This is a genomic window from Alsobacter metallidurans (genome assembly GCF_014636935.1).
Lineage (GTDB): Bacteria > Pseudomonadota > Alphaproteobacteria > Rhizobiales > Beijerinckiaceae > Alsobacter > Alsobacter metallidurans.
The window spans coordinates 40,011-61,409 of sequence record NZ_BMES01000001.1; the positions used below are offsets into that span (position 1 = coordinate 40,011).

General features: G+C 69.9%; 12 protein-coding genes and 1 pseudogene. 4 read left to right on the top strand and 9 right to left on the bottom strand.

Annotated elements, in window-relative coordinates:
- Window positions 1-76: 76 nt before the first annotated feature.
- From IEV99_RS00175 to trxA, 4 genes and pseudogenes are all read left to right on the top strand, one after another.
- A complete protein-coding gene (locus tag IEV99_RS00175) occupies window positions 77-811 on the top strand; it encodes a nucleotidyltransferase family protein (protein WP_188515727.1) in 735 nt (244 codons plus the stop codon).
- A complete protein-coding gene (gene addB / locus IEV99_RS00180; RefSeq protein WP_188515728.1) occupies window positions 812-3,967 on the top strand; it encodes a double-strand break repair protein AddB in 3,156 nt (1,051 codons plus the stop codon).
- The gene (addA, locus tag IEV99_RS00185) at window positions 3,964-7,425 is read left to right on the top strand and encodes a double-strand break repair helicase AddA (protein ID WP_188515729.1); all 3,462 of its coding nucleotides are present in this window, start codon (window positions 3,964-3,966) and stop codon (window positions 7,423-7,425) included. The genes addB and addA overlap by 4 nt, the downstream gene beginning before the upstream one ends.
- A 75-nt stretch (window positions 7,426-7,500) precedes the next feature.
- A pseudogene (gene trxA, locus IEV99_RS00190) lies at window positions 7,501-7,833 on the top strand (thioredoxin); the annotation flags it as partial.
- A 76-nt stretch (window positions 7,834-7,909) separates the two neighbouring features.
- Here trxA and IEV99_RS00195 read toward each other — a convergent pair.
- The 9 genes from IEV99_RS00195 to IEV99_RS00235 form a co-directional block, all read right to left on the bottom strand.
- Window positions 7,910-9,949, bottom strand: coding sequence for a methyl-accepting chemotaxis protein (locus tag IEV99_RS00195; RefSeq protein ID WP_188515731.1), 2,040 nt, complete (start codon window positions 9,947-9,949; stop codon window positions 7,910-7,912).
- Window positions 9,950-10,121: 172 nt separating this feature from the next.
- Window positions 10,122-12,086 (bottom strand): response regulator, encoded by a 1,965-nt coding sequence (locus IEV99_RS00200; protein WP_188515732.1) that lies wholly within the window; start codon window positions 12,084-12,086, stop codon window positions 10,122-10,124.
- A complete protein-coding gene (locus tag IEV99_RS00205; protein WP_188515733.1) occupies window positions 12,083-13,822 on the bottom strand; it encodes an ATP-binding protein in 1,740 nt (579 codons plus the stop codon). The genes IEV99_RS00200 and IEV99_RS00205 overlap by 4 nt, the downstream gene beginning before the upstream one ends.
- Window positions 13,822-14,859: a chemotaxis-specific protein-glutamate methyltransferase CheB gene (gene cheB / locus IEV99_RS00210; RefSeq protein ID WP_188517576.1), complete on the bottom strand. Its 1,038-nt coding sequence runs from the start codon at window positions 14,857-14,859 to the stop codon at window positions 13,822-13,824. The genes IEV99_RS00205 and cheB overlap by 1 nt, the downstream gene beginning before the upstream one ends.
- Window positions 14,860-14,888: 29 nt before the next feature.
- The gene (locus IEV99_RS00215; protein ID WP_188515734.1) at window positions 14,889-17,123 is read right to left on the bottom strand and encodes a hybrid sensor histidine kinase/response regulator; all 2,235 of its coding nucleotides are present in this window, start codon (window positions 17,121-17,123) and stop codon (window positions 14,889-14,891) included.
- Window positions 17,124-17,132: 9 nt separating this feature from the next.
- Window positions 17,133-18,806 carry a methyl-accepting chemotaxis protein gene (locus IEV99_RS00220; RefSeq protein WP_244643418.1) on the bottom strand — a complete coding sequence of 558 codons (1,674 nt, stop codon included), beginning with the start codon at window positions 18,804-18,806 and terminating at the stop codon, window positions 17,133-17,135.
- A 5-nt stretch (window positions 18,807-18,811) separates the two neighbouring features.
- Window positions 18,812-19,384 carry a chemotaxis protein CheW gene (locus tag IEV99_RS00225; protein WP_188515735.1) on the bottom strand — a complete coding sequence of 191 codons (573 nt, stop codon included), beginning with the start codon at window positions 19,382-19,384 and terminating at the stop codon, window positions 18,812-18,814.
- Window positions 19,381-20,826, bottom strand: coding sequence for a CheR family methyltransferase (locus IEV99_RS00230; RefSeq protein ID WP_188515736.1), 1,446 nt, complete (start codon window positions 20,824-20,826; stop codon window positions 19,381-19,383). Before IEV99_RS00230 ends, IEV99_RS00225 begins: the two co-directional genes overlap by 4 nt.
- Entirely contained in the window at window positions 20,823-21,326 is a 504-nt protein-coding gene (locus IEV99_RS00235; protein ID WP_188517578.1) for a chemotaxis protein CheW, read from the bottom strand. Before IEV99_RS00235 ends, IEV99_RS00230 begins: the two co-directional genes overlap by 4 nt.
- Between the last annotated feature and the right edge of the window lie 73 nt (window positions 21,327-21,399).

Below are 21,399 nucleotides of genomic sequence, written 5' to 3' on the forward strand. Positions count from 1 at the left end.
CCGGGCGAGCCGCCCAGGCGCGGGCCGGACGCGGCCCTTGCGGCCGTGATCTTGGATCCTGGGACAGCGCTCACGCATGCCTGCGCAGACACAAACGACGCCCGACCACGCCATGGTGCTCGCCGCCGGGCTCGGCACGCGCATGCGGCCGATCACCGACACGATGCCGAAACCCCTCGTCCCGGTCGCCGGCCGCGCGCTGATCGACCACATCCTGGATCCGCTCGCCGAAGCGGGCGTGACCACGGCCGTCGTGAACGTCCATTACCGGGCCGACCAGATGGAGGACCACCTGCGGGATCGGCGCAATCCCAAGGTGATCATCTCGGACGAACGCGACCAGCTGCTCGATTCGGGCGGCGGCGTCCGCAAGGCCCTGCCACACTTGGGAGCGAACCCGTTCTACGTGCTCAACGCCGACTCCTTCTGGGTCGACGGCCCACGCTCCAACCTGCGCCGCCTTGCCGAGGCCTTCGATCCGGCTGTGATGGACATCGTGATGCTGGTCGCCGCCACGGCGTCGTCTACCGGCTATGACGGCGCGGGCGACTTCCTGATGGGCGCCGATGGCCGGCTGAGCCGTCGTCGCGAGCGCACCGTCGCCCCCTTCGTGTATGCGGGCGTGTTCATCGTCTCGCCCACTCTGTTCGCCGATGCGCCCGAGGGGCCGTTCTCGCTCAACCGCCTGTTCGACCGCGCGATTGAGCGCGAGCGGCTGTTCGGCCTGCGGTTGGATGGGCTTTGGCTGCATGTCGGCACGCCCGAGGGCATCACGCTCGCCGAGCGCGCCCTGGTGCAAAGCGCCCGCTGAATGGCAGCCTCCGCTCGCGTCTACACGGTTTCGCCCGGCGCGCCCTTTCTGGCGACCCTCGCGGACGCGTTGCTGGACGGCAGGCTGATCCCGGGCTGGCCCGATCGTCACGATCCCCTGTCGCTCGCCGAGGGAGCGATCTTCCTGCCCACGCGCCGCGCCGCGCGCGCCCTCGCGACGATCCTGGCCGAGCGCATGGAGGGCGGCGCGGTGTTGCTGCCCCGGATCACGCCGCTGGGCGACGTGGACGAAGCTGAGGAGGCCGCCCTATTCGAGGCGCTGCGGAGCGGGCTCGACGACCCCGCCCTGCCGCCCGAGGTTCCCGAAACGCAGCGCCGGCTAGAACTCGCCTCGCTGGTGCTCGCCTGGGCCCGGCAGGTCGACCGCGCCATGCTGCGGCTGGATGCAAACGAACCGCTTCTGGTGCCGTCTTCTCCGGCTGACGCGCTCGGGCTGGCGGCCGATCTCGGCGCGCTGATCGACACCCTGTCGATCCACGGCAAGACCGTCGCGGACATCCACAAGCTCGTTCCCGAGCGATACGACCGCTATTGGGACATCACGCGCGATTTCCTCGGCATCGCGGCCGAATTCTGGCCGAAGCGCGGGCAGGAGCTCGGCCTGATGGACGCGGCCCTGCGTCGCCATCGCGTTCTGTGCGCCGAAGCCGAGCGCCTCGCCGCCGCGCGCCCCCACGCGCCGATGATTGTCGCGGGCTCCACCGGCTCTATGCCGGCCACCGCGGCGCTGATCGCGGCCGTGTCCCGATTGCCGCGTGGCGCGGTGGTGTTGCCAGGGCTCGATCTCCATCTTGACGAGCTCTCCTGGCGCAAGATTCCGGCCGATGGCGCTGAGGCCGGCCACCCCGGCCATCCACAGGCGGTGCTGTCCGGGCTCCTGCGCGTGCTCGGGGTCGAGCGGCGCGACGTGGAGGAGCTGGCTCGCCCTTCCCCGGCCATGGACGCTCGCGAGCGTTTTCTCTCCGAGGCGCTGCGGCCCGCTGAGACCACTGATCTCTGGGCCCAGGATGCGGGCCGCGTCGCGCCTACGCTCGCGGACGCCGCACTCGCAGGGGTGACCGTCGTCGAGGCGGCGGACGACCGCGAGGAGGCCCAGACGATCGCGCTCGCGCTTCGTCAGGCTCTGCTCGACGATACCGCGACCGCAGCCCTGATCACCCCTGACCGCACGCTCGCCGAGCGGGTCTGCGCCGAGCTGAAGCGCTGGGACATCGCGCTGGACGATTCCGCCGGCCTGCCGCTCGGCCGCTCCGGCCCCGGCGTTCTCGCCCGCTTGGTCGCCGAGGCGGCGGCGGACCAGTTCACGGCCGCCTCGCTGCTGGCGCTCCTGGACCACCCGCTGTGCCGCCTCCAATTGCCGCGCGCGACTGTTCTGCGCGGTCGTTCGACCTTGGAGATCGGCGTTCTGCGCGGCCCCGCGCTGCCGCCGGGGCTCCCGGCGATCGAGGCCGCTTTGGCGCGCGCCGAGATCGACGCGCGGGACGATGAAAAGCGGCGGCGCATGCCAGGCCCGCGCCGTCGACTGCGCGACCGGGACTGGCAGGCGGCCAGGGATGTCCTTCAGGCGCTCGCGCGGTGCTTCGCGGGCTTCGGCCCCACCGAGGGCGCAACGGACCTGGTGACCGTGCTGGCCGCCCATGAGGCCGCGCTGAACGCGCTGGGAGCCCCTGCGCCCGGGGAGGACGGCGGCGTGTTCAATGGAGCCGCCGGCGAGGAACTGGCTGCGTTGTTTGATGACGCAACTGTGCGGCCGACGGAAGGTATCGAGGGCCGCTTCGTGGACTACCCGCCCTTCTTCTCGGGCCTGCTGGCCGGGCGCGTCACGCGCCGGCCTGATGCCGGGCACCCGCGCCTGCGCATCTGGGGGCTGCTGGAAGCGCGCCTGCTCGGCGCCGATACCGTGGTGATCGGCGGACTGGACGAGAAAACCTGGCCGCCCGAGGCACGCGGCGACGCCTTCCTGAACCGTCCAATGCGGCATGAACTCGGCCTGCCCTCGCCCGAGCGGCGCATCGGCCAGACCACGCATGATTTCGTCCAGGCCATGGGCGCCCGCAACGTCGTGGTCACGCGCGCCCTGAAGCGTGGCGGCGATCCCACCGTGCAGTCGCGCTTTCTTCAGCGCATCCAGGCCGTCGCGGGCGCAGCCGCCTGGAGCGCCTGCAAGGCGCGCGGAGACGCCATGCTGGCGCTCGCGCGCCTTCTCGATCAGCCGGCCCGCGTCGCTTCGACCACCCGGCCTCGCCCGATCCCGCCGGCCGAGCGGTTTCCGAAGCGTCTCAGCGTCACCGAGATCGAGACGCTGGTGCGCGACCCTTATGCGATCTACGCCAAGCACATCCTGCGCCTCGAACCGCTGGACGACATCGCGGGCGAGCCCTCCGCGGCCGTCAAGGGCATGCTGGTGCATGAGGTGATCGGGCGCTTCGGCAAGGATTGGCCCAAGGACCTCCCCGCCGATGTCTATGCGACCTTGCGCGATCTCGCCGTGACGGAGTTCGCCAGGACGCCCGAACTGCGCGACCGCGCCGACATCCGCGCCTTCTGGTGGCCGCGCTTCCTGCGGATGGCGGCCTATATGGCCGAATGGGAGCATCGCCGGCGCGAGAGTCGGCCGACCGTGGCGGCGGAGGTCGGCGGCAAGCTCGCCTTGACGCTGAAGGACGGCTTCGCGTTCGAACTCACCGGCCGGGCCGACCGCATCGAGCTTCTACAAGGCGGCGAATTCGCGATCGTGGATTTCAAGACCGGCGCCATGCCGGGCGTGGATGAAGTGCGGGTCGGCTTCAGCCCGCAGCTCACGCTGGAGGCCGCCATGGCCAAGCGCGGCGCCTTCCAGCATGTGCCTGCCGGGCTGCGGACGCGCGAATTGCTTTACGTGAAGCTCTCGGGCGCGGCCGAACCCGGCAAGGAGCGCGCGATCTCCGATGCGAAGAACCCCTTCGACGTGGACGAGCTCGCCGAGGAACACCTCGACAAGCTCATGACACTGCTGGCCCAGCACCGCGCCGGCGAGCGCGCCTTTGTGTCCCGACCCCACCCCAAATACGCCAAGCGCTACGCTCCCTATGACCACCTCGCGCGCTATCGCGAATGGTCGCTGGCGGGCGAGACCGGCGATGAGGCCGCCCTGTGAGCGAGATCCTGCGCGTCCCGGACACGACCCGCACCGCCCAGCTGGAAGCCTCCGACCCGAGGGCGTCCGCCTGGGTCTCCGCCAACGCGGGGTCTGGCAAGACCTATGTGCTGTCGCAACGCATCATCCGGCTGCTGCTGGAAGACGTGAAGCCCGGCAAGATCCTGGCGCTTACCTTCACCAAGGCGGCGGCCGCCAACATGGCGAACCGCGTCTTCTCGATCCTGGCTCAATGGGTGACGCTGGACGACGCGACCCTGTCTGCCGAGATCGAGCGCCTGGACGGCAAGGCCCCGCCCGCCAGCCGCCTCGCGCTGGCGCGGCGCCTCTTCGCCCGCGCGGTGGAGACCCCGGGCGGCCTCAAGATCCAAACCATCCACGCCTTCTGCGAGCGCGTGCTGCATCTCTTCCCGTTCGAGGCCAACGTCGCAGCCCGCTTCGAGGTGCTGGACGACGCTTCGGCCGCGGACCTGATGGCGCAGGCGCGCGCGCACGTGCTCACGCACGCGTTGGGCGAGAGCGACGCGGACCTGTCGCGCGCGCTTTCGCTCGTCAACGAGGTCGCGGGCGAGGACGGATTCGTGAGCCTGATGGGGCACGCGCTCGCCCTGGGGCCCCTGCTGGCGCGCTACGGGCGCGGACCGGCAGGTATCGCAAAGCTGGCCGAGCAAATTGGCGAAGCGCTCGGGCTCGCGCCCGGCGAAACGCTGGAGAGCGTCGAGAGCCGCATCCTGGCCGAGGGTTTCGGGCCCGCCGAATGGCCGATGCTGTGCGAGCGCTTTCTGGCCGACGGCAAGGCCACGGAGGCGAAGCACGCGCAGGCGCTCGCCCGCGCGGCCGAGGCGCATGGGCTCGAGCGGCTGGAAGCCTACCTCTCGGTGTTCCTCACCAACGAGCACAAGCCCCGGGCTGATACGAGCTTCATCACCAAGGGCTTTTGCGCCGCCAACCCGAACTTGGCCGATCGCCTCAAGGCGGAGCGGTCCCGCGTTCACGACTTGCTGGACCGGCGCAAAGCCGTGGAGGCGACGGAGCGCACAAAGGCGTTGCTGACCCTCGCGGATGGGGTGATCGGGCATTATGCCCGCCAGAAGAGCCTGCGCGGGGCGCTGGACTTCAATGACCTCATCGGCAAGACGCTGGCGCTGTTTGAGCGCAGCGACGCCGCCTGGGTGCTCTACAAGCTCGACCAGGGCATCGACCACGTGCTGGTCGACGAGGCGCAGGACACCAGCGATCCGCAATGGCGAATCCTGCGGGCCCTTACGGACGACTTCATCGCCGGCGCGCAGGCGAGCGACCGCATCCGGACGTTGTTCGCGGTGGGCGATCCCAAGCAATCCATCTTCTCGTTCCAGGGCGCGTCGCCCGAAGCCTTCGAGCGGTCTCGCCGCCATTTCGCATCCCGGATCCTCGCTCTGGAGAGCGAAGACCCTGAACGCTGGGCTTGGCGCGAGCGGCCGCTCACCCTGTCGTTCCGCTCCGCGCCCGACTTGTTGCGCTCGGTGGACGCCGTCTTCGCGCACGCCGCCCACTACGAAGGCCTGAACCGCGGCGACCCGGTCGCCACCGTGCACGAGAGCGCCCGCGCGGAAGCGCCCGGCCTCGTCGAGATTTGGGACGTCGAGACGCCGGTGGTGACGGCCGACCCGGACGCGTGGTCGAAGCCCTTGGACGAAGCCGACGAGAAAGCGCCCAGCGTGCGGCTCGCAAGGCGTATTGCCGGGTTGATCCGCCGTTGGCGCACGGTCGGGGACGAGAGCGGCCGCCGCATCCCGGCAGGCGATATCCTCATTCTGGTCCGCAGCCGCAACGCATTTTTCGAAGCCATGATCCGCGCCCTCAAGGACGCGGACGTGCCGGTGGCGGGCGCCGACCGCTTGGCCCTGACGAGCCATATCGGCGTCATGGACCTGCTGGCGCTCGGGCGGGCCTGCCTGACGCCGCGGGACGACCTGACGCTCGCGAGCGTGCTGAAATCGCCGCTGATCGGGCTCTCGGAGGATGATCTCTACGCGCTGGCGGCGGACCGGCCGGGCAGCCTGTCGCGAGCCCTCGCGGAGGCTGAAGAACCGGTATTCGTCGCCGCGCAGACCCGCATGGCGCGCTGGAACGCCCTTGCGGCGTCGAGCGGGCCGTTCGGCTTCTACGCTTCCGTGCTTGGGCCGGATGGCGGGCGCAAGGCGATGCTGTCGCGCCTGGGGCCGGAGGCCGGCGACGCCGTGGACGAGTTCCTGCGGCTCGCCCTGGAGCATGAGCAGCGCGCGACGCCGTCGCTGGCGCTCTTCCTGCACGCGATGGAAAGCGCCGACATCACGGTGAAGCGCGACATGGAGGGCGGCCGCGACGAGGTCCGGGTCATGACCGTGCACGGGGCCAAGGGCCTGGAGGCGCCGATCGTCTTCATGGCGGACACCTGCTCGGAGCCGCATGGCCGGCACGATTCGCCCATCTTCGGCGTGCCCTACGCGGATGGCCCCGACGGAGCTTTGCTGCCGGTGTGGTCGCCCAAGTCGGCCTGCGACACGGCCGTGATCCGCCGAGCCCGCGAGGCGCTGCGCGAAGCCGCGCGGGACGAGTACCACCGCCTGCTCTACGTGGCGATGACCCGCGCCCGCGACCGACTCTATGTCTGCGGCTTCGAGGGGGCTCGCAAGCGAGGCGACGCCTGCTGGTACGAGATGATCCGCACCACGCTCGCGCCCTTCATGGAGGAGCACCCCGCCGGGGAGGGCGACGCCGTGGTGCTCCGCCGGCAGAGCCGGCCCTGGCCGGTCGTGGCCGCCTCTACGGGCATGCCGGCGCCCGTCGCCGCCGTCGCGCCCCCATGGCTTTCCGCCAAGGCGCCTGCCGAAGCGTCGCGCCGCCCGCCCTTGCGCCCCTCCAGCGCCATCGACGCCGCCGACGGCGAGCCGGCGCGGGTCGGAGCCGGCCGCGACCGTGACGGCCGCACCGTTGGCCGCCTCGTGCACGCCCTCCTGGAAGCGCTGCCCGGCTGCCCGGCCGCTCTGCGTCCTTCGGCGGCGCAGCGGCTCGTCGACTCCCGAGGCGCGGGCCTTCCGGCCGAACGCCGCGCCGGGCTCGTCGCCGAGGTGCTGGCCATCCTGGACTCGCCCGCGCTGGCGCCGTTGTTTGGCCCCCACAGCCGCGCCGAGGCGCCGGTCGCCGGCACGCTGCGCCTCGGCGGCGCCTCTCACCCGGTGTCCGGCCAGATCGACCGCCTCGCGGTGCTGCCCGACGGCGTGCTGGTGGCCGACTACAAGACCGGCGCGCCCGCTCCGGGCGAATCGGTCCCCGAGCCCTACCTCGCGCAGCTCGCCGTTTACCGGGCGCTGCTGGCCCAGATCTACCCCGACAGGCCGGTCCGCTGCCTGCTGGTCTGGACCTCCGGTCCGAAAGTGGTGGAGATTCCCTCTCCGGAGCTCGACGCGGCGCTTGCGCGGATCAAGCCTGCGTGACGGCGCCTTGACGCTCCGCCGGCCCATCCATAGCTTCCCCTCAACCAAGGCGGCGGGTGCGCCGCTCCCCTCTTCGCCCGCGAGGCTCCCATGACCGAGAAAGTCACCGACAGCTCCTTCGCCACCGACGTCCTGCAGGCGTCCACGCCCGTGGTGGTGGATTTCTGGGCCGAGTGGTGCGGCCCCTGCCGCATGATCGCGCCGGCCCTGGAGGAGATCTCCAAGGAGATGGGCGATCAGGTGAAGATCGTGAAGCTCAACGTCGACGAGAACCCTCAGGTGGCGGGGCAGTTCGGCATCCGGTCGATCCCCACGCTGCTTCTGTTCAAGGACGGCAAGATCGCGTCCCAGAAGGTCGGCGCCGACTCCAAAGGCGGCCTGTCGAAGTGGATCCAGTCCGCGATCTGACCATCGTTCATCGCAACAGCGAAAAGCCCCGGAGCAGTGCTCCGGGGCTTTGTTTTTGGGCGCGACGCCAAACCGTCTAGAACTCGTCCCAGCCTCCGTTGGCGGCCTTGCGGGCCGCTGGAACGACCTGCGTGCGGGCCGGCGCCTTCGCGGCCTTCGACTTGAAAGCCTCGGCCGCCAGCTCGCGCAGGCGGGCCGGCTCGGTCCCGGCCGGACGAGCCGCATGCCCGGCCGATCCTGCGCGCGTGCGGAACGTCGCCACGATCTCGTTCAGACGCTCGATCTGCGACGACAGCGACGACGCCGAGGCGGCGCTCTCCTCAGCCAGCGCGGCGTTCTGCTGGGTCATCTGGTCCATCTGGGCGACCGCCTGGCTCATCTCGTCGATGCCGTTGGCCTGCTCGGCCGAGGCCGTCGAGATTTCGCCTACCGTGCTGGCGACGCGCTGCGACGCGCCCACGATCTTGTCCAGCACCTCGCCGGCCGAACGCACCAGCTTGACGCCCTGCGCGACCTCCTGGGTCGAGGAGTTGATCAACCCGGTGATGTCCTTGGCGGCCTCGCTGGAGCGTTGCGCCAGCGTCCGGACCTCCGACGCCACCACGGCGAAGCCCTTGCCGGCCTCGCCGGCGCGCGCGGCTTCCACGGCGGCGTTCAGCGCCAGCAGGTTCGTCTGGAACGCGATGTCGTCGATCACGCTGGTGATGTCGGTGATCTTCTGCGACGCGAGCTCGATCCGCGCCATCGCGTCCACCGCCTGGGAAACGATCTTGCCGCCGTTCTCGGCCACCTTGGTGGCGTCCTCGGCCAGCTCCACGGCCTGACGGGAGGACATTGCGGACGCCTTCACGGAAGCGGCCAGTTGCTCGGTGGTGGCGGCGGTCTCCTCCAGGGACGCCGCCTGGTCCTCGGTGCGCCGCGACAGGTCGTCCGCGCCCGAGTTGATCTCCCGTGCGGCGCTGCCGACGTCCGTCGCGGTCACCTGGATGGTCGCCACCGTCTCGGAGAGGCGCTCGACGGTGTCGTTGATGGCCGACTTCAGGTCGGCGAACCGGCCGCGGTAAGCGGTCGCGACCGTCTGGGTGAGGTCGCCCTGCGCGATTCTGTCGAGCACGCTGGCGAACTCCGTTGTGGCGCTGTCCACCACGGCGTTGATCTCGTTGATGCCCTGCACGAGCTTGCGCATCTCGGGATCGGCGGTTTCGATCTCGAGCCGGGCCGAGAAGTCGCCGGCCGCCGCGGCCGCCACGACCTGGCCGACGTCATTCACCACCGCCACCATGGACTCGGCCCGCGCGGCCCGCTCCGCCGCGGCGGCCCGTTCCTGGGCCTCCAGCTCGCGCATGCGCAGGCCGTTGTCCTTGAACACCTGCAGGGCGGACGCCATCGCGCCGATCTCGTCGCGGCGCTCCAGGTAGGGCACCGCGACCGACAGGTCGCCCTGCGCGAGCTGCCCCATCGCGTCGGTGGTGCGCCGCAGCGGCGCCGACAGCCGTCGCAACACGAACAGCAGCCCGCCCGCCAGCACGAGGAAGTTCAAGCCCGCGAACGCCATCATGGTCCACCAGACCTGGCTGTAATTTGCGCGGCTGCTCGCGTGAGCGTCCTCGGCTCCCTTGTCGTTCGCGGACGCGATCACCTGGAGGTCGCCCTCCATGGCTTCGAGGAGCTTGTCGATCTCATTGCGGACCTCGAGCGCCTTCTCCTTCTGGCCTTCCTTGGCCAGACCGAGATGGGTGCGGTTGAGGGCGAGGAAACGCGCCCAGCGCTCCGCAAAGCTTGCATAAGCCTTCCGCTCAGCCTCGGTGCTGATCCCCGCCTCGTAGGCGCGACGGCTCTTTTCGACTTTGGCGAGAGAGTCTTCGACCTTGCGCTCCAGCGCCGGCTGCAGCTCCGCCTTGCTGTTCACATGGTTGGCCAGGTAAACGCGGCTGCGATACATGCCGATCGCGACGTCATCCGAGTTGCTGATGCTCGGGAGCCACGTCCCGGCTATCTGCTCGATGTCGCCGGAGAGCGACGAGGCTCCCCGGATTGCAAGAAAGCTTCCCACGCAAGCGGTGAGGCCGATCACGGCGAAGAGGCCCAGCAGTGCCCCGCGAATCGATAAATGCATGGTTCGTCCAGGTTTGCGGCTGTTGCGCGGTACGCGCGCTTAGATGCAACCCTGAATAGCAAAGCGCCGGTTTAAATTTACTTTAAGCAGCTGGATCGGCCCACAAACGTCCAAGCCGCGCGTGACTAGTCCTTATGACCTAGCGGGCAACATAGTGCGTTACAAGATTTAATTACTTCAAAAGACGAGATACAACTTTACCTAGATCATCGATCTGGAACGGCTTGTGAATGACGGTCGCCTGTGTATCCGCGCCCGAGAAGTCCGCATAGCCGGTGATCAGCAACACCGGAACAGCGGGGTGACGTTGCTTGATGGCGGCGGCCAGCTCCAGCCCGTTCATCTCCGGCATGGCCACGTCGGCGATCACGAGGTTCGGCTTGGAGCTGCGCTCCAGCACATCGAGCGCCTCGGCGGCTGAACGAGCTTCCTCGACCGCGTAGCCGAGTTCCTGCAGCGACTGGGCTGTGACGGACCGGACGTCGCGGTCGTCATCCACGAGCAGAATGCGCGCCCCAGCGCGGCCCGCCGACGCCACGTTGACCTCGGCGGCCGCGCTTGCCAGCGCGGGATCCTGACTCCGCGGCAGGTAGAGCTTCATCGCAGTCCCGCAGCCGGGCGCGGTTTCGACGTCCACCGCCCCTCCGGATTGCTGGACCAGCCCATACACCATCGAAAGTCCGAGGCCGGTGCCTTTGCCGACCTCCTTGGTGGTGAAGAACGGCTCGAAGATGCGCGCCACGACGTCGGGGGGAATGCCCGAGCCAGTGTCGCGCACGGTGAGCAGCGCATAATCGCCCGGCGCGAGATTCAGCGTGTTTGGATCGCTCACCGAGACGTTCTCGGTGGTCAGCGTCAGCGCGCCGCCTTCCGGCATGGCGTCGCGGGCGTTGATGCACAGGTTCAGGATGGCGAGCTCCAGCTGGGCCGGGTCGATCAGCACCGGCCACAGGTCGGGCGCGCAGCTTTTGCTGATCTGCACCATCCCGCCAAGCGTGCGGGACAGCAGCTCGTTCATCTCGGACAGAATGGCGTTCGGATCCACCACGCGAGGCTCGAGCTCACGCTGCCGACTGAAGCTGAGCAACCTGTGCGTCAGGCTGGCGCCTCGGCGCGCCGCATAGGCGGCGTTCTCCAGCAGCCGTGTCACCCGGGGATTGTTCTCGATTCGGCGCGCCGCGAGGTCGATGCTGCCCAGCACCGCAGTGAGCAGGTTGTTGAAGTCGTGCGCCACGCCGCCTGCGAGCGTGCCTAGCGCCTGCATCTTCTCGGCCTGCCGGAGACGCGCGTCGAGGCGCCGCTGCTCGGTGATGTCCCGTTCGATGATGGCGAGCGATTCGAGCTGCCCGCCATGCCCGAACACGGGCGTGCGGGTCACCATGCGCCAGCGCGGTCCATCCTCGCCAGCCCATTCCTCCACAGTCTCGACGGGAGCGCCGGCCTCCACGGCCTCGCGCTCGCTGCGCGCGATGGCGGCGGCGCGTTCGGGCAGGACGAAATCGCCCTCTTCGCGCCCGAGGCACGCGACGACGTCCGCGCCCAGCAGGGCGGCCTTGCGCGCATTCATGCGAATGAAGCGCCCGCCGGCGTCCTTGAACGCGATCGCGTCCGCAACATTGTCCAGCAGGCCGCTGAACAGGGCGCGCTCGGATTGCAACTCCATCTTGAGCCGCCGGCGGTCCAGCGCCGACGCAACCATGCCGCGCAGCGCGTTTGCGTCCCAGGGCTTTGGCGCATAGCCGGTGATGCCGCCCTCGTTCAAAGCTCCGACCACGGCCGGGAGATCGGCGTAGCCGGTCAGCAGAATAGCCTCGGCGTCCGAGAACTTGCGCGCTTCGGACAGGAACACGTGTCCCATCATGCCGGGCATTCGCTCGTCCGAGACGATCACCATCACGTCCGGCCGGTCCCGCAGGATCGCGAGAGCGTCCGCGGGCGCAGGGGCGGTCAGGACGTCATAGTCGTCGCCAAACAAGTCCTCGAGCGCGATCAGGATGTCTGGCTCGTCGTCCACCACCAGAATGGGGCCGCGAGGGCCGCTTTTGCCCGCAAGCTGATGCAACTCGACCGGACCCTTGGCGAGGAGGTTCGCGCCCGGAGGACTGACGCTGGAGGAACTGCTGTGAGGGGAATTCATGGGCGGTTCCGCCTTGGGATCGTGATGGTGAACCGCGCCCCGCCGTCCGGTCCCGAGCCGACCGCGAGGGTTCCCTGGTGCGCCTGTACGACGCTGAACGCGATCGCGAGGCCAAGGCCGGTGCCGGCCCCGACGGGCTTGGTGGTGAAAAACGGTTCGAAGATGCGCTCGCGCAGCGCGTCCGGCACGCCGGGCCCGCTGTCGGTGATTTCGATCGTGTAGGTTTCGGCGCTGCTGGCCGTGCGCACCATGATGCGCCCTTCGCCCCCCATCGCGTCTGCGGCGTTGCCGACGATGTTCATCACCACTTGGTTCAGCAGCGCCGACGAGCAGAACAGCTCGCGGTCGCCCTCGTATTGCCGCACGACCTCGATGCCCGTCGAGAGCTTGTGCGACAGCAGCGCCAGCACTGTTTCGATGGAGGCCGGCACGTCCACGGTCTGGAACTCGCCCTCGTCCAGCCGTGAGAACTTGCGCAGGTTGAGCACGATCTCCTCGATGCGCTTCAGGCCGACCCGCATGGAGCCGACGCGCTGCATCGCCTTGCCGAGCGACTGGGCCCCGGGCGCATCCGGCCCCATGCCGTCGATCGCCTTGCCGAGCAGGCGCTCCACCGTGGACTGGTGCGCCAGGATAAACGCAAGCGGATTGTTGATCTCGTGCGCGATGCCGGCGACAAGCTCGCCCAACGACGCCATCTTGGCGGATTGAACAAGCTTGGCCTGCGCATCGCGCAACTGCACGTTTGCGGCTTCGAGCTCGGCGTTCGCGCGCGCCAGCGCTTCGGCCAGCGATGCGCGGGCTTCCGCGGCCAGCGCCTCCGCGCGCGCCCGCTGCAGGTCGGTTTGTTGCTCACGCCACTCGCGCTCGATCCGGCGGTTCTCGTCGCGCACCAGCTTGCGGCGCACGAGCGCCCGGATGCGCACGATCAGCACCTCCGGCTCCACGTCGAGCGGCACGACCTCGTCGGCGCCGGCCGCGAAGACCTCCGCCAGCCGGTCCCGCTCCGCATTCGGGGCGTGGTCGATCGCCACGATCGGGAAACTCGCGCCTTCACCCGAGCTGGCGTCCTCGACCCGCAGGGCGTCGAAGCTGCGGCACAGCGCCAGATCGCCGTCCGTGCCGTCGAGGAGCCCCAGGACGACGCCGTCGAATTCGATCCGCCGGAACAGCGTCGCCGGGCAGTCGGCAACCGCGGTGGTCTCCACCGCATAGCCCTCGGAGGTGAGAAGCTCCTCCAGGAAGCGCAGCCTCGCGCCGGTTGGATCCACGACGAGCAGCCGCGGACGGCGGTAGGAGCCCGCCTCGCCCGCCGCGCCGGTCCGCTCCGCCGCGCTCGGCGTCTGGGCGCTTTCGGAGCGTCGGAGCAGCGCCTTGATGCGCAGCCCCATGATGTCGCCCGGCGTCGACTTCGGCACGTACGCGTCCGCGCCGCTCTCGAGGCCCTTCTGCTCGATGCCGTGCTCGCTCGCCTCGGTGAGCATCAGCACCGGCACTGTCCGGGTGCGGACATTGAGCCTGATCTGGCGGGCCAACCCGTCGCCGTTCATGCCGGGCAGGTGGTAGTCGGCGATCACCAGATCGGGCAGGGGACCGTTCAGGCGTTCCAGCGCGTCCTCGGCGCTCGCCACCCAATCCACCCCATAGCCCTGGCCTTCCAGCGCGTGGCTGAACTGGAGCGCCTGGGTGCGCGAGTCCTCGACGAGGAGAATGCGGCTCTGCGGCTGGTCCGGCATCACGCGGTTCTCTCCACGAGCCGCTGGAGCCGCGGACCGATCATGTCCAGCGGCAAGCTCAGGCGCGAACCGCCGAGCCGGACGGCGGCCGCCGGCATCCCGTACACCACGGCCGTGCTCTCGTCCTCCGTGATCGTGAAGCCGCCGGCCTTGCGCAGCTCCAGGAGCCCACGGGCGCCGTCCTCGCCCATGCCGGTCATCAGGATGCCAACTGCGTTTGCGCCCACGCTTTCGGCCAGCGACTGAAACAGCGCGTTGGCGGAGGGGCGCTGTCCCCCGATCGGCGGCGTGTCCCCAATCTGCAGAAGTCCGTCGCGCCCCACCATGAGGTGGCGGTCGCCCGGCGCGACGTACACGCCGCCCGCTTCGGGCGTCGCGCCGTGACGGGCGATCGACACAGTCAATGGCGTCACCCCATCCAGCCAGGATGCGAAGCCCGGCATGAAGGCCGCGCCCATGTGCTGTACGAGCACGATGGGAAGCGGAAACGTCTTGGGAAGACCGCCCAGCACGCGGGCGAGCGCGGGCGGGCCGCCCGTCGAGGCCGCCATCCCCACCACGGTTGGTCGAGCAGGCGTCAGGAAATCCTCGCGATACGACTGCGAAGGCCGCGCCGGCGCCCGTTCCTCCGGCAGCCGTCGCCGGATCACCGGCACCTGGCTCATGATGAAGAGCTGGGTGCAAATCGACTGCGCCTCGGCCTCGTAGCCGGCGCTCGACAATCCCACGGGCTTTTCCACCACCGACAGCGCGCCCGCCCGCAAGGCGTTCATCGAGATGCGCAGCGCCGCGTCCTCGACGCTGGCCGCAATCACGACGATCGGCGTGGGGCGCTCGCTCATGATGCGGCGCGTCGCCTCCAGACCGTCCATGCCGGGCAGGCGGATGTCCATCGAGATCACGTCCGGCTGCACGCGGCCGATCTCCCGCAGCGCGTCCTCGGCGGTCCCCACCGCGGCCGCGAGTTCGAGCCGGGGGTCGCGCGAGATGATGTGCGCGAGCAACTGCCGCACCACGGCCGAGTCCTCGACGATCATCACCCGCACGGGCAGCTTCGCGGTTCCGATCACAATATCTGTCCGATCGTAGCCAGGAGTTCGCGCTGGTCGAAGTTCTGCTTGGAGATATAGGCCCGGGCGCCGAGGTCCAGCCCGCGCCTGACATCCTCGGGTGCGGCGCGCGAGGTCATCAGGATCACCGGAATGGCAGAAAGGCCGGGGTCGGTCCGGATCGCCTGCAGCAGTCCGAACCCATCCATGCGCGGCATCTCGACATCCGCGATAACGAGATCCACGAGCGCCTCGCCTGAGCGCAGGCGCGACAGGGCGTCAAGCCCGTCCACGCTGAGCAGCACCGCATAGCCCTGCGCCTCCAGGATGCTCTTTTCCAGCGTGCGGGTCGTGATGGAGTCGTCCACCACCAGGATCGTCACCTGCCTGCGCGCGCCCGCGGGCGTCCAGTCCGGCAGGCCGAAGCGCCCGCCCGACGCGCTCGCATGCTCGCCGAGCCAGCGGTCCATCAGCGCCTCCGGGTTGAGCGTGAGGGCCGGGCGGTCGCCGTCGAGCAGCACCGTTCCGGACGCCATGGCGTCGTCGCGCGCCAGCGCGGGCGCGGGCCCGACCAGCACCGTCTGCACGTCCAGAAACGCATCCACCGCCACCGCACACCGCCTCTCGCCCCTGCGCAGGAGCATCGCCTTCACATGGCCTGCCTCCACGGGAAGCTGCGCCTCGCCCCCCTCCGCCAAGCCCGCGAGAGGGATGATCGGTACGGTAATGTCGCGGGCGCCCATCCGGATCCGCGCCGCCGGTCGACCTTCCACACTTTCGAGCGCCGCCAGCGGCAGGCGCAGCAATCGCTCGATCGCGTGGGTCGGAATGCCATATTCCCGCGCCCCGGCCCGCGCCATCAGAAGCGTCTGCCGCGTCGCCATAAGCGGCGCCGAGATGATCGCAAGGGCGCCCCATGGTTGCGCCGGCCTCAGCAACACGTCCCCGTGCAGCGCCCGGGCCGCCTCGGCGACCACCGACAGCCCCATTCCCCGTCCCGAAAGCCGGTCCACTTTACCCGCCGTGGAGAATTGCGGCTCGAACACGAGCCCGAGCAGCTGATCGGCGGGCGGAGCCGGCGCGTAGGGCGGACGAGCCGGCAAAAGGCCGCGCTCGATCGCCACGGCCTCGATGCGGGCGAGATCGGGCCCGCGCCCGTCGTCCTGCACGCTCACATGCAGCCGCCCGCCCTGCGAGCGAAACGAAAGCGACACCGTTTGGTGCGGCGGCTTGCCTGCCCGGGCCCGGAACTCCGGGTCTTCGGCGCCATGGCTGAGCGCGTTGCGGAGCAGGTGCATTACCGGATCCTTCAGCGCCTGAAGGACCCGCCGGTCGGCTTGGATGTCCAGCCCGGACACCAGCACCTCGACGTCGCGGCCCTCGCCTCGGGCAAGGTCACGCGCCATACGGCCAAAGCCGCCGAACACGGTCTCGGCCGGCGTCAGCGAGAGCTGGTCCACGCGGTCGCGCACCCTTCGCGCCTGTTCGTCCACCGACTGGGTGGCCGCCGTTTGCCCCCGCACGAGCGCGCCCACATTGCGCGACAGCGCCTCGACACGGCGTTTCGCCTCGGCCGGTTTCGCGCCCCGCGCGGACGCCGCGCCCATCAGCCGGGCCACGGAGGTCAGCTCCGCCTGCACCGCCCGCAGCTCGCCCAGCAGATCTGCGCCGGCCCGCAGACGGTCCGACAACCGGTGCATGTCCTCCGAGAGGCTATCCACCTGGTCCGCCCCGACGCGCAGGAACTCCGCCTGAGGCTGGGGCGCGGCCAACGAACCTTGCGGCGCCGCGTCCCGCGGGGCGGGCTCCACCGCCCCCGGAGCCACAACCGCGGCCTGATCCGGACGGATGGCGGCGGTCTCGTCGGAGGCCGCTGTCCCGTTCAACAAGTCTTCAAGCGCCTCGATGGCGGCTTGCGGATGCCGGGGCGCGCCGCCGGCCGCGATCTCCGCCGCGAAGGCCTCAACGGCGTCCAGCCCGAGCTCAATCACGCGCGCGCCGGCCCGGTCCACCACCAGGGAGCCGTCCAGCATGCGGGTGAACACGGCTTCCAGGCGGTGCGCCAATTCCTCGATGGCTGGAAGGTCCACCGCGCGGGCCGCGCCCTTGAGGCTGTGCGCCCGCCTGAAAGCGTCCTTCATGTCGCCGCCCTGGCCGTGCTCCACCAGCGCCAGCTCGCGCCGGATCGCCGCCAGATGCTCGCGATGTTCGGCGTCGAAGGCTTCCAGAAGCTGGGCGCGGATGTCCTGCACGATGGCGGCTCAGAACCGATAGCGTTCGGCCAGCCCCAGCAACTGCTGGGACAGGCCGCTGAGGTTGCCGGCCGCCGAATCGAGCTGGCGGGTGCTTGCGGCGGTCTGCTGGCTGGCCTGCCGGATGTTCTGCAGGGCTCCCATGACCTGCTCGATGCCGAGCTGCTGCTGGTTGGTGGAGGCGACGATCTGCTGGAACGTCTGCACGCTCTCCTGCACGCGCGCGGTGATTTCCTCGATGGTGCGCTGGGTGGTGTCGGTGCGGTCCTTGCCGGCCGCGACGCGCTTCACGGCTTCTTCGGTGAGCATCACCGACGCATTGATGCCACGCTGGATCTCGCCCAGGATCGACCGCACCTGAGCGGTGGCGTCCTTCGCCTGGTCGGCCAGGATCTTCATCTCGGCCGCCACTACGGCGAAGCGCTGCCCGGTCTCGCCTGCGCCTGCCGCCTCGATCGCGGCGTTCAGCGCCAGCAGGTGCGACCGCTCCGAGATGTCATTCACCGTCGTGGTGATGTCCTCGATCGCGAGCGTCTTTTCGCTCAGCGCCACGATGTTCTCGGCCACGGCCTCGGCCTGGTCCCGGATGGCGTCCATGGCGCGGGCGGTCTCGTCCACGGCCGCGAGGCCGGCCGTGCTGGTCTGCGCCGTGGCTTGCGCGGAGGCGATCACCTCCTGGGCGCGCTTGCCGATCTGCGCGCCCGCATGCGTGATCTCGTCCACGGTGGCGGCGGTTTCCTGCACGGCCGCGAGCTGTTCCTCGACGCTGGCGGCCTGCTCCTGCGTGGACGCTCGGATCTCGGCCGCCGCCGCATTCAGGTTCTCGGTCGCCTCGCGGCTCTGCTTGGCCAGTTGTCGCAGGCCGTCCACCATCTGGTTCAGCGTGGCGCCCAGATGAGCGATTTCGGAAGGCCCGTCCGTCGCCGTCCGTCCGCCGAGGTCGCCCTGTCCGACGCGCTCCACGAAGGCCATGAAGGCGTGGAGGGGCTGCGTGATCGACCGGCGAATGCCGAGCGCGATCACGACGCCGAGCAACGCCGCCACGCCGAGCGCGATGATCACCGACACCCGGCTCTCCTCGTAGACGCTGTTGACGCGCTTTTGCCCGGCCAGGATCGCGGCGTTCATCACGTCCGTGGAAGCCGCGATCTGCCGCATGAAGGCGTTATGGCTCGCATCGACGGGCTGGGTCGACGCCACCACGCCCGCAACGTCATTCGCCTGCGCGGCCGCGATCTGGCGTTCGCTGAGGTTGTGGAGCTGGCGCAATTCCGTCATGGCGTCGCCCAGCAGCACGGCGATCTGCCGCCAGGCCTCGGCCCGCTCCTGGCTCACTGCGCCGTCGCGCAGTTTTTCGGCGGTTGTGATGGTTTGCGCCAGCGCGGCCTCGCCCGCCATGGCGTCGCGACGCCAGAGCGGCGCGGGGTCTTCTCCCTGCCCCTCGCGACCGAGAGCCCGCTGCATGGCGCGTGTGATCACCGTCATGCGGGCGTTTCTGGCGCGGTTCTGGAAGTCCTGCACGGCCGAGAGCTGCCGCAGCATCGTGATGTTGCGGCTCACGATGGCCTCGTTTGTGTCCTTCACCTCCGCCACCTGGCTCAGCGCGTAGACGCCGAGCGCCACCATGAGGGCGAGTACGGCCGCAAAGCCGAGAAGGATGCGGTTGGCGATCGATATGGACACGGGGTTCAAACTCCAGACGCCAGGATGGGTGCAAACGGGCGCAGCACCCGGTCGAGATCGAGCAGGGCGACCAGCATCGGCCCGGCCGCGCCCGCCATCGGGGCGTAGCCGGTCGCAAAGGCTGAGCCTTCGTCCGTCGCCAGCCCGCCGGCTGTGTCGTCCGCCTTCAGGGCTGCGACCGCGAGGGCGTCGTCGACCCGTAGCGCGATGCGGGGCTCGCCGCCCTTCAGCAGGACGAAGCAGCCAGGGCTCGTTTCGTCCCGCACCGGCAGGCCGAGAAGAGCCGCGAGGTCCAAGGCCGAGATTGTTCGGCCCTCATGCGCGAAGAGGCCGATCGCCGCGCCGCCCGCCTGGGCCGCCGGCGTGCACGGACGCCAAGCCAGCACGGCCGCGACTGCCGGCAGCCGCAATCCGTAGCGGTTCCGCCCGACCGCGCAGACGAGGAAAGGTTCGCCCGAAGCAGTCGGGTCGCGCGGCGCGAGCGACCGAGCCCGGCGGGCGAGCTCGCGCGTCCGTTCGCCGAGAATGCGCTCTCGCTGCTCGGACGATGGAAGGGACTGCTGGTCGTGAGCCGTCATCGCGCCGACGCCATGGGTTGCAGCGTTGCACGGGCCAGCCTGGCGAGCACGCCGGCCGTGAGGCCGTCGCCTTCCGCCAGCTCGCGTTCCGGCGGGAGGCCGGCGGCCAGCCGCGCGGCCGCCGTGAGGGCGCGGCGTCCGGCTACGATCTCGCCGCAGGACGTGAGGAGCAGGCCGAGCTGGTAGTGCGCCATCACGAAGGAGCCGTCGAGATAGATAGCGCTGCGAAAAGCGCGCTCGGCTTCGGCGGAGCGGCGGCCGGCCTGGTCCAGCAGGCCCTGGTAGTAGAACAGCACCGGATCGGTGGGAGCGGCCTTAAGCCCGGCCCGAACGAGACCAAGCGCGCCTTCCACATCGCCCTCATCCGCCTTGGCGCGAAGAACGGCGACGAGGTCGGAACCGGCAGGGTGGTGCTGAGCGACTTTGTCGATGGTCGCCAGAGGCGGCGCCGTGCGCCGGGCGCTTGGCCGCTCCGCTCCGGCCCGAACGGTCGCGCGAGAGGGCTGGGCCGCCGATTGCGGGAACGCAGGCGGCTCGGCCACGTCGGCTTGCGGGGCGGCCGCATCGGCGTGCTCCGACCTGCGCCGATACGCGATGGCGCCCGGCAACTCCACCAGCGCGAGAGATCGGGTGAAGTCCGGGTGGCTTTCCGCATGGCCGATCAGCATCCAGCCATCCGCGGCGAGGCAGTCGCCGAGGGCGTGCACGATCCTCGTCACCGCGTCGGTATGAAAATAGATCAGCACGTTGCGGCACAGGATGAGATCGAAGCCCGTAAACTGAAGCGGCGACGTGCCGTCCAGCAGGCTCATGAGGTTGTGGCGCTCGAAATGCGCGAGGCCACGATAAGCCGGCCGCACCGTCCAGGGGCCGTCCGGTCCCGGCGCGGTGAACCAGCGTTCCCGGTCGACCGGGTTGGTGGAGCGCAGCGCCCATTTGCCATAAACGCCACGACGCGCCGCTTCCAGGAAGCTCTCGTTGATGTCGGTCCCGACAATGCCGACCCGCCAGTCCGCGATCGCTTCGCCCAGCAGCTCGCGCAAGACGATCGCGACCGAATAGGCCTCGGCGCCGGTCGAGCAGCCCGCGCTCCAGATCCGTATCTGCCGGCTCTCCCGATTTCGCGCGATAATGTCCGGGAGGATCTTCGTGCGCAGCGCCGCGAATTGCTCGACGAAACGAAAGAAGAAGGTCTCCCCGATGGTGATCTCCGCCTCAAGGGCGTTCCACTCGGCCTCGCCGCCGCGGCCGGCGAGCCGCTCCACATAGGCGTCGATCGACGCCGCCCCGGTGGCCTTCAACCGCTTGGCGACGCGCTCCCACAGAAGCGCATCCTTGTCCTCGTAGTAGTAGTGCCCTGTGCGCGCGATCACGGCCTGCTTGAGCAGGCGGAACGACTGTTCCTCCCCGAATGGCGGCCCCGTTCTGGCGATGCGGCTCATGGGGCCGCGCTCCAGGCGTCCGCGCGTGCGGCGGCGCGGCGCGTCCACGCGTCCAGGGCGGCGCGCTCCTCGGCAAGCAGCAGGCGCTCCAGCGCCAGCACATGGGTGAGTTGGCCGTCCTCGCTGTGCTCGGCCTCCACGAGGCCGTTCAGCGTCTGCTCCGCCGGAACGGCTCTTAGCGCCTGCGGGTCGATGTCCAGCAGCCCCACCGCCCTGTCGACCAGGAGGCCGATGCGCCGCGCTGCGACGTCGCGGCGCAGGCGGATGATGTGGCCGTAGAACGGGTCGGCCCGGTCCCCGGCCTCCAGCCCAAGCAGCACGGCGAGCCGCACAACCGGCAGCACCCCGCCGCTCAGGTCGACGAAGCCGGCGAGCGGCGGCGGCGCCTCGGGAGGCCTTTGCAGATGGGGAACAGGCAGGATCTCGCGCACGGCCGACGCGCGTAGCGCGCAGCGTCGGCCGCCGATGTCGAGCGTGAGGTAGGTCTGCCGCGTTGGAATGCTCGCCCCCTAGCGGTCGGCCACGAATCGTGGACGACGAAGGTCGGGCGCTAACGCTCAAGCTGCGGAATGG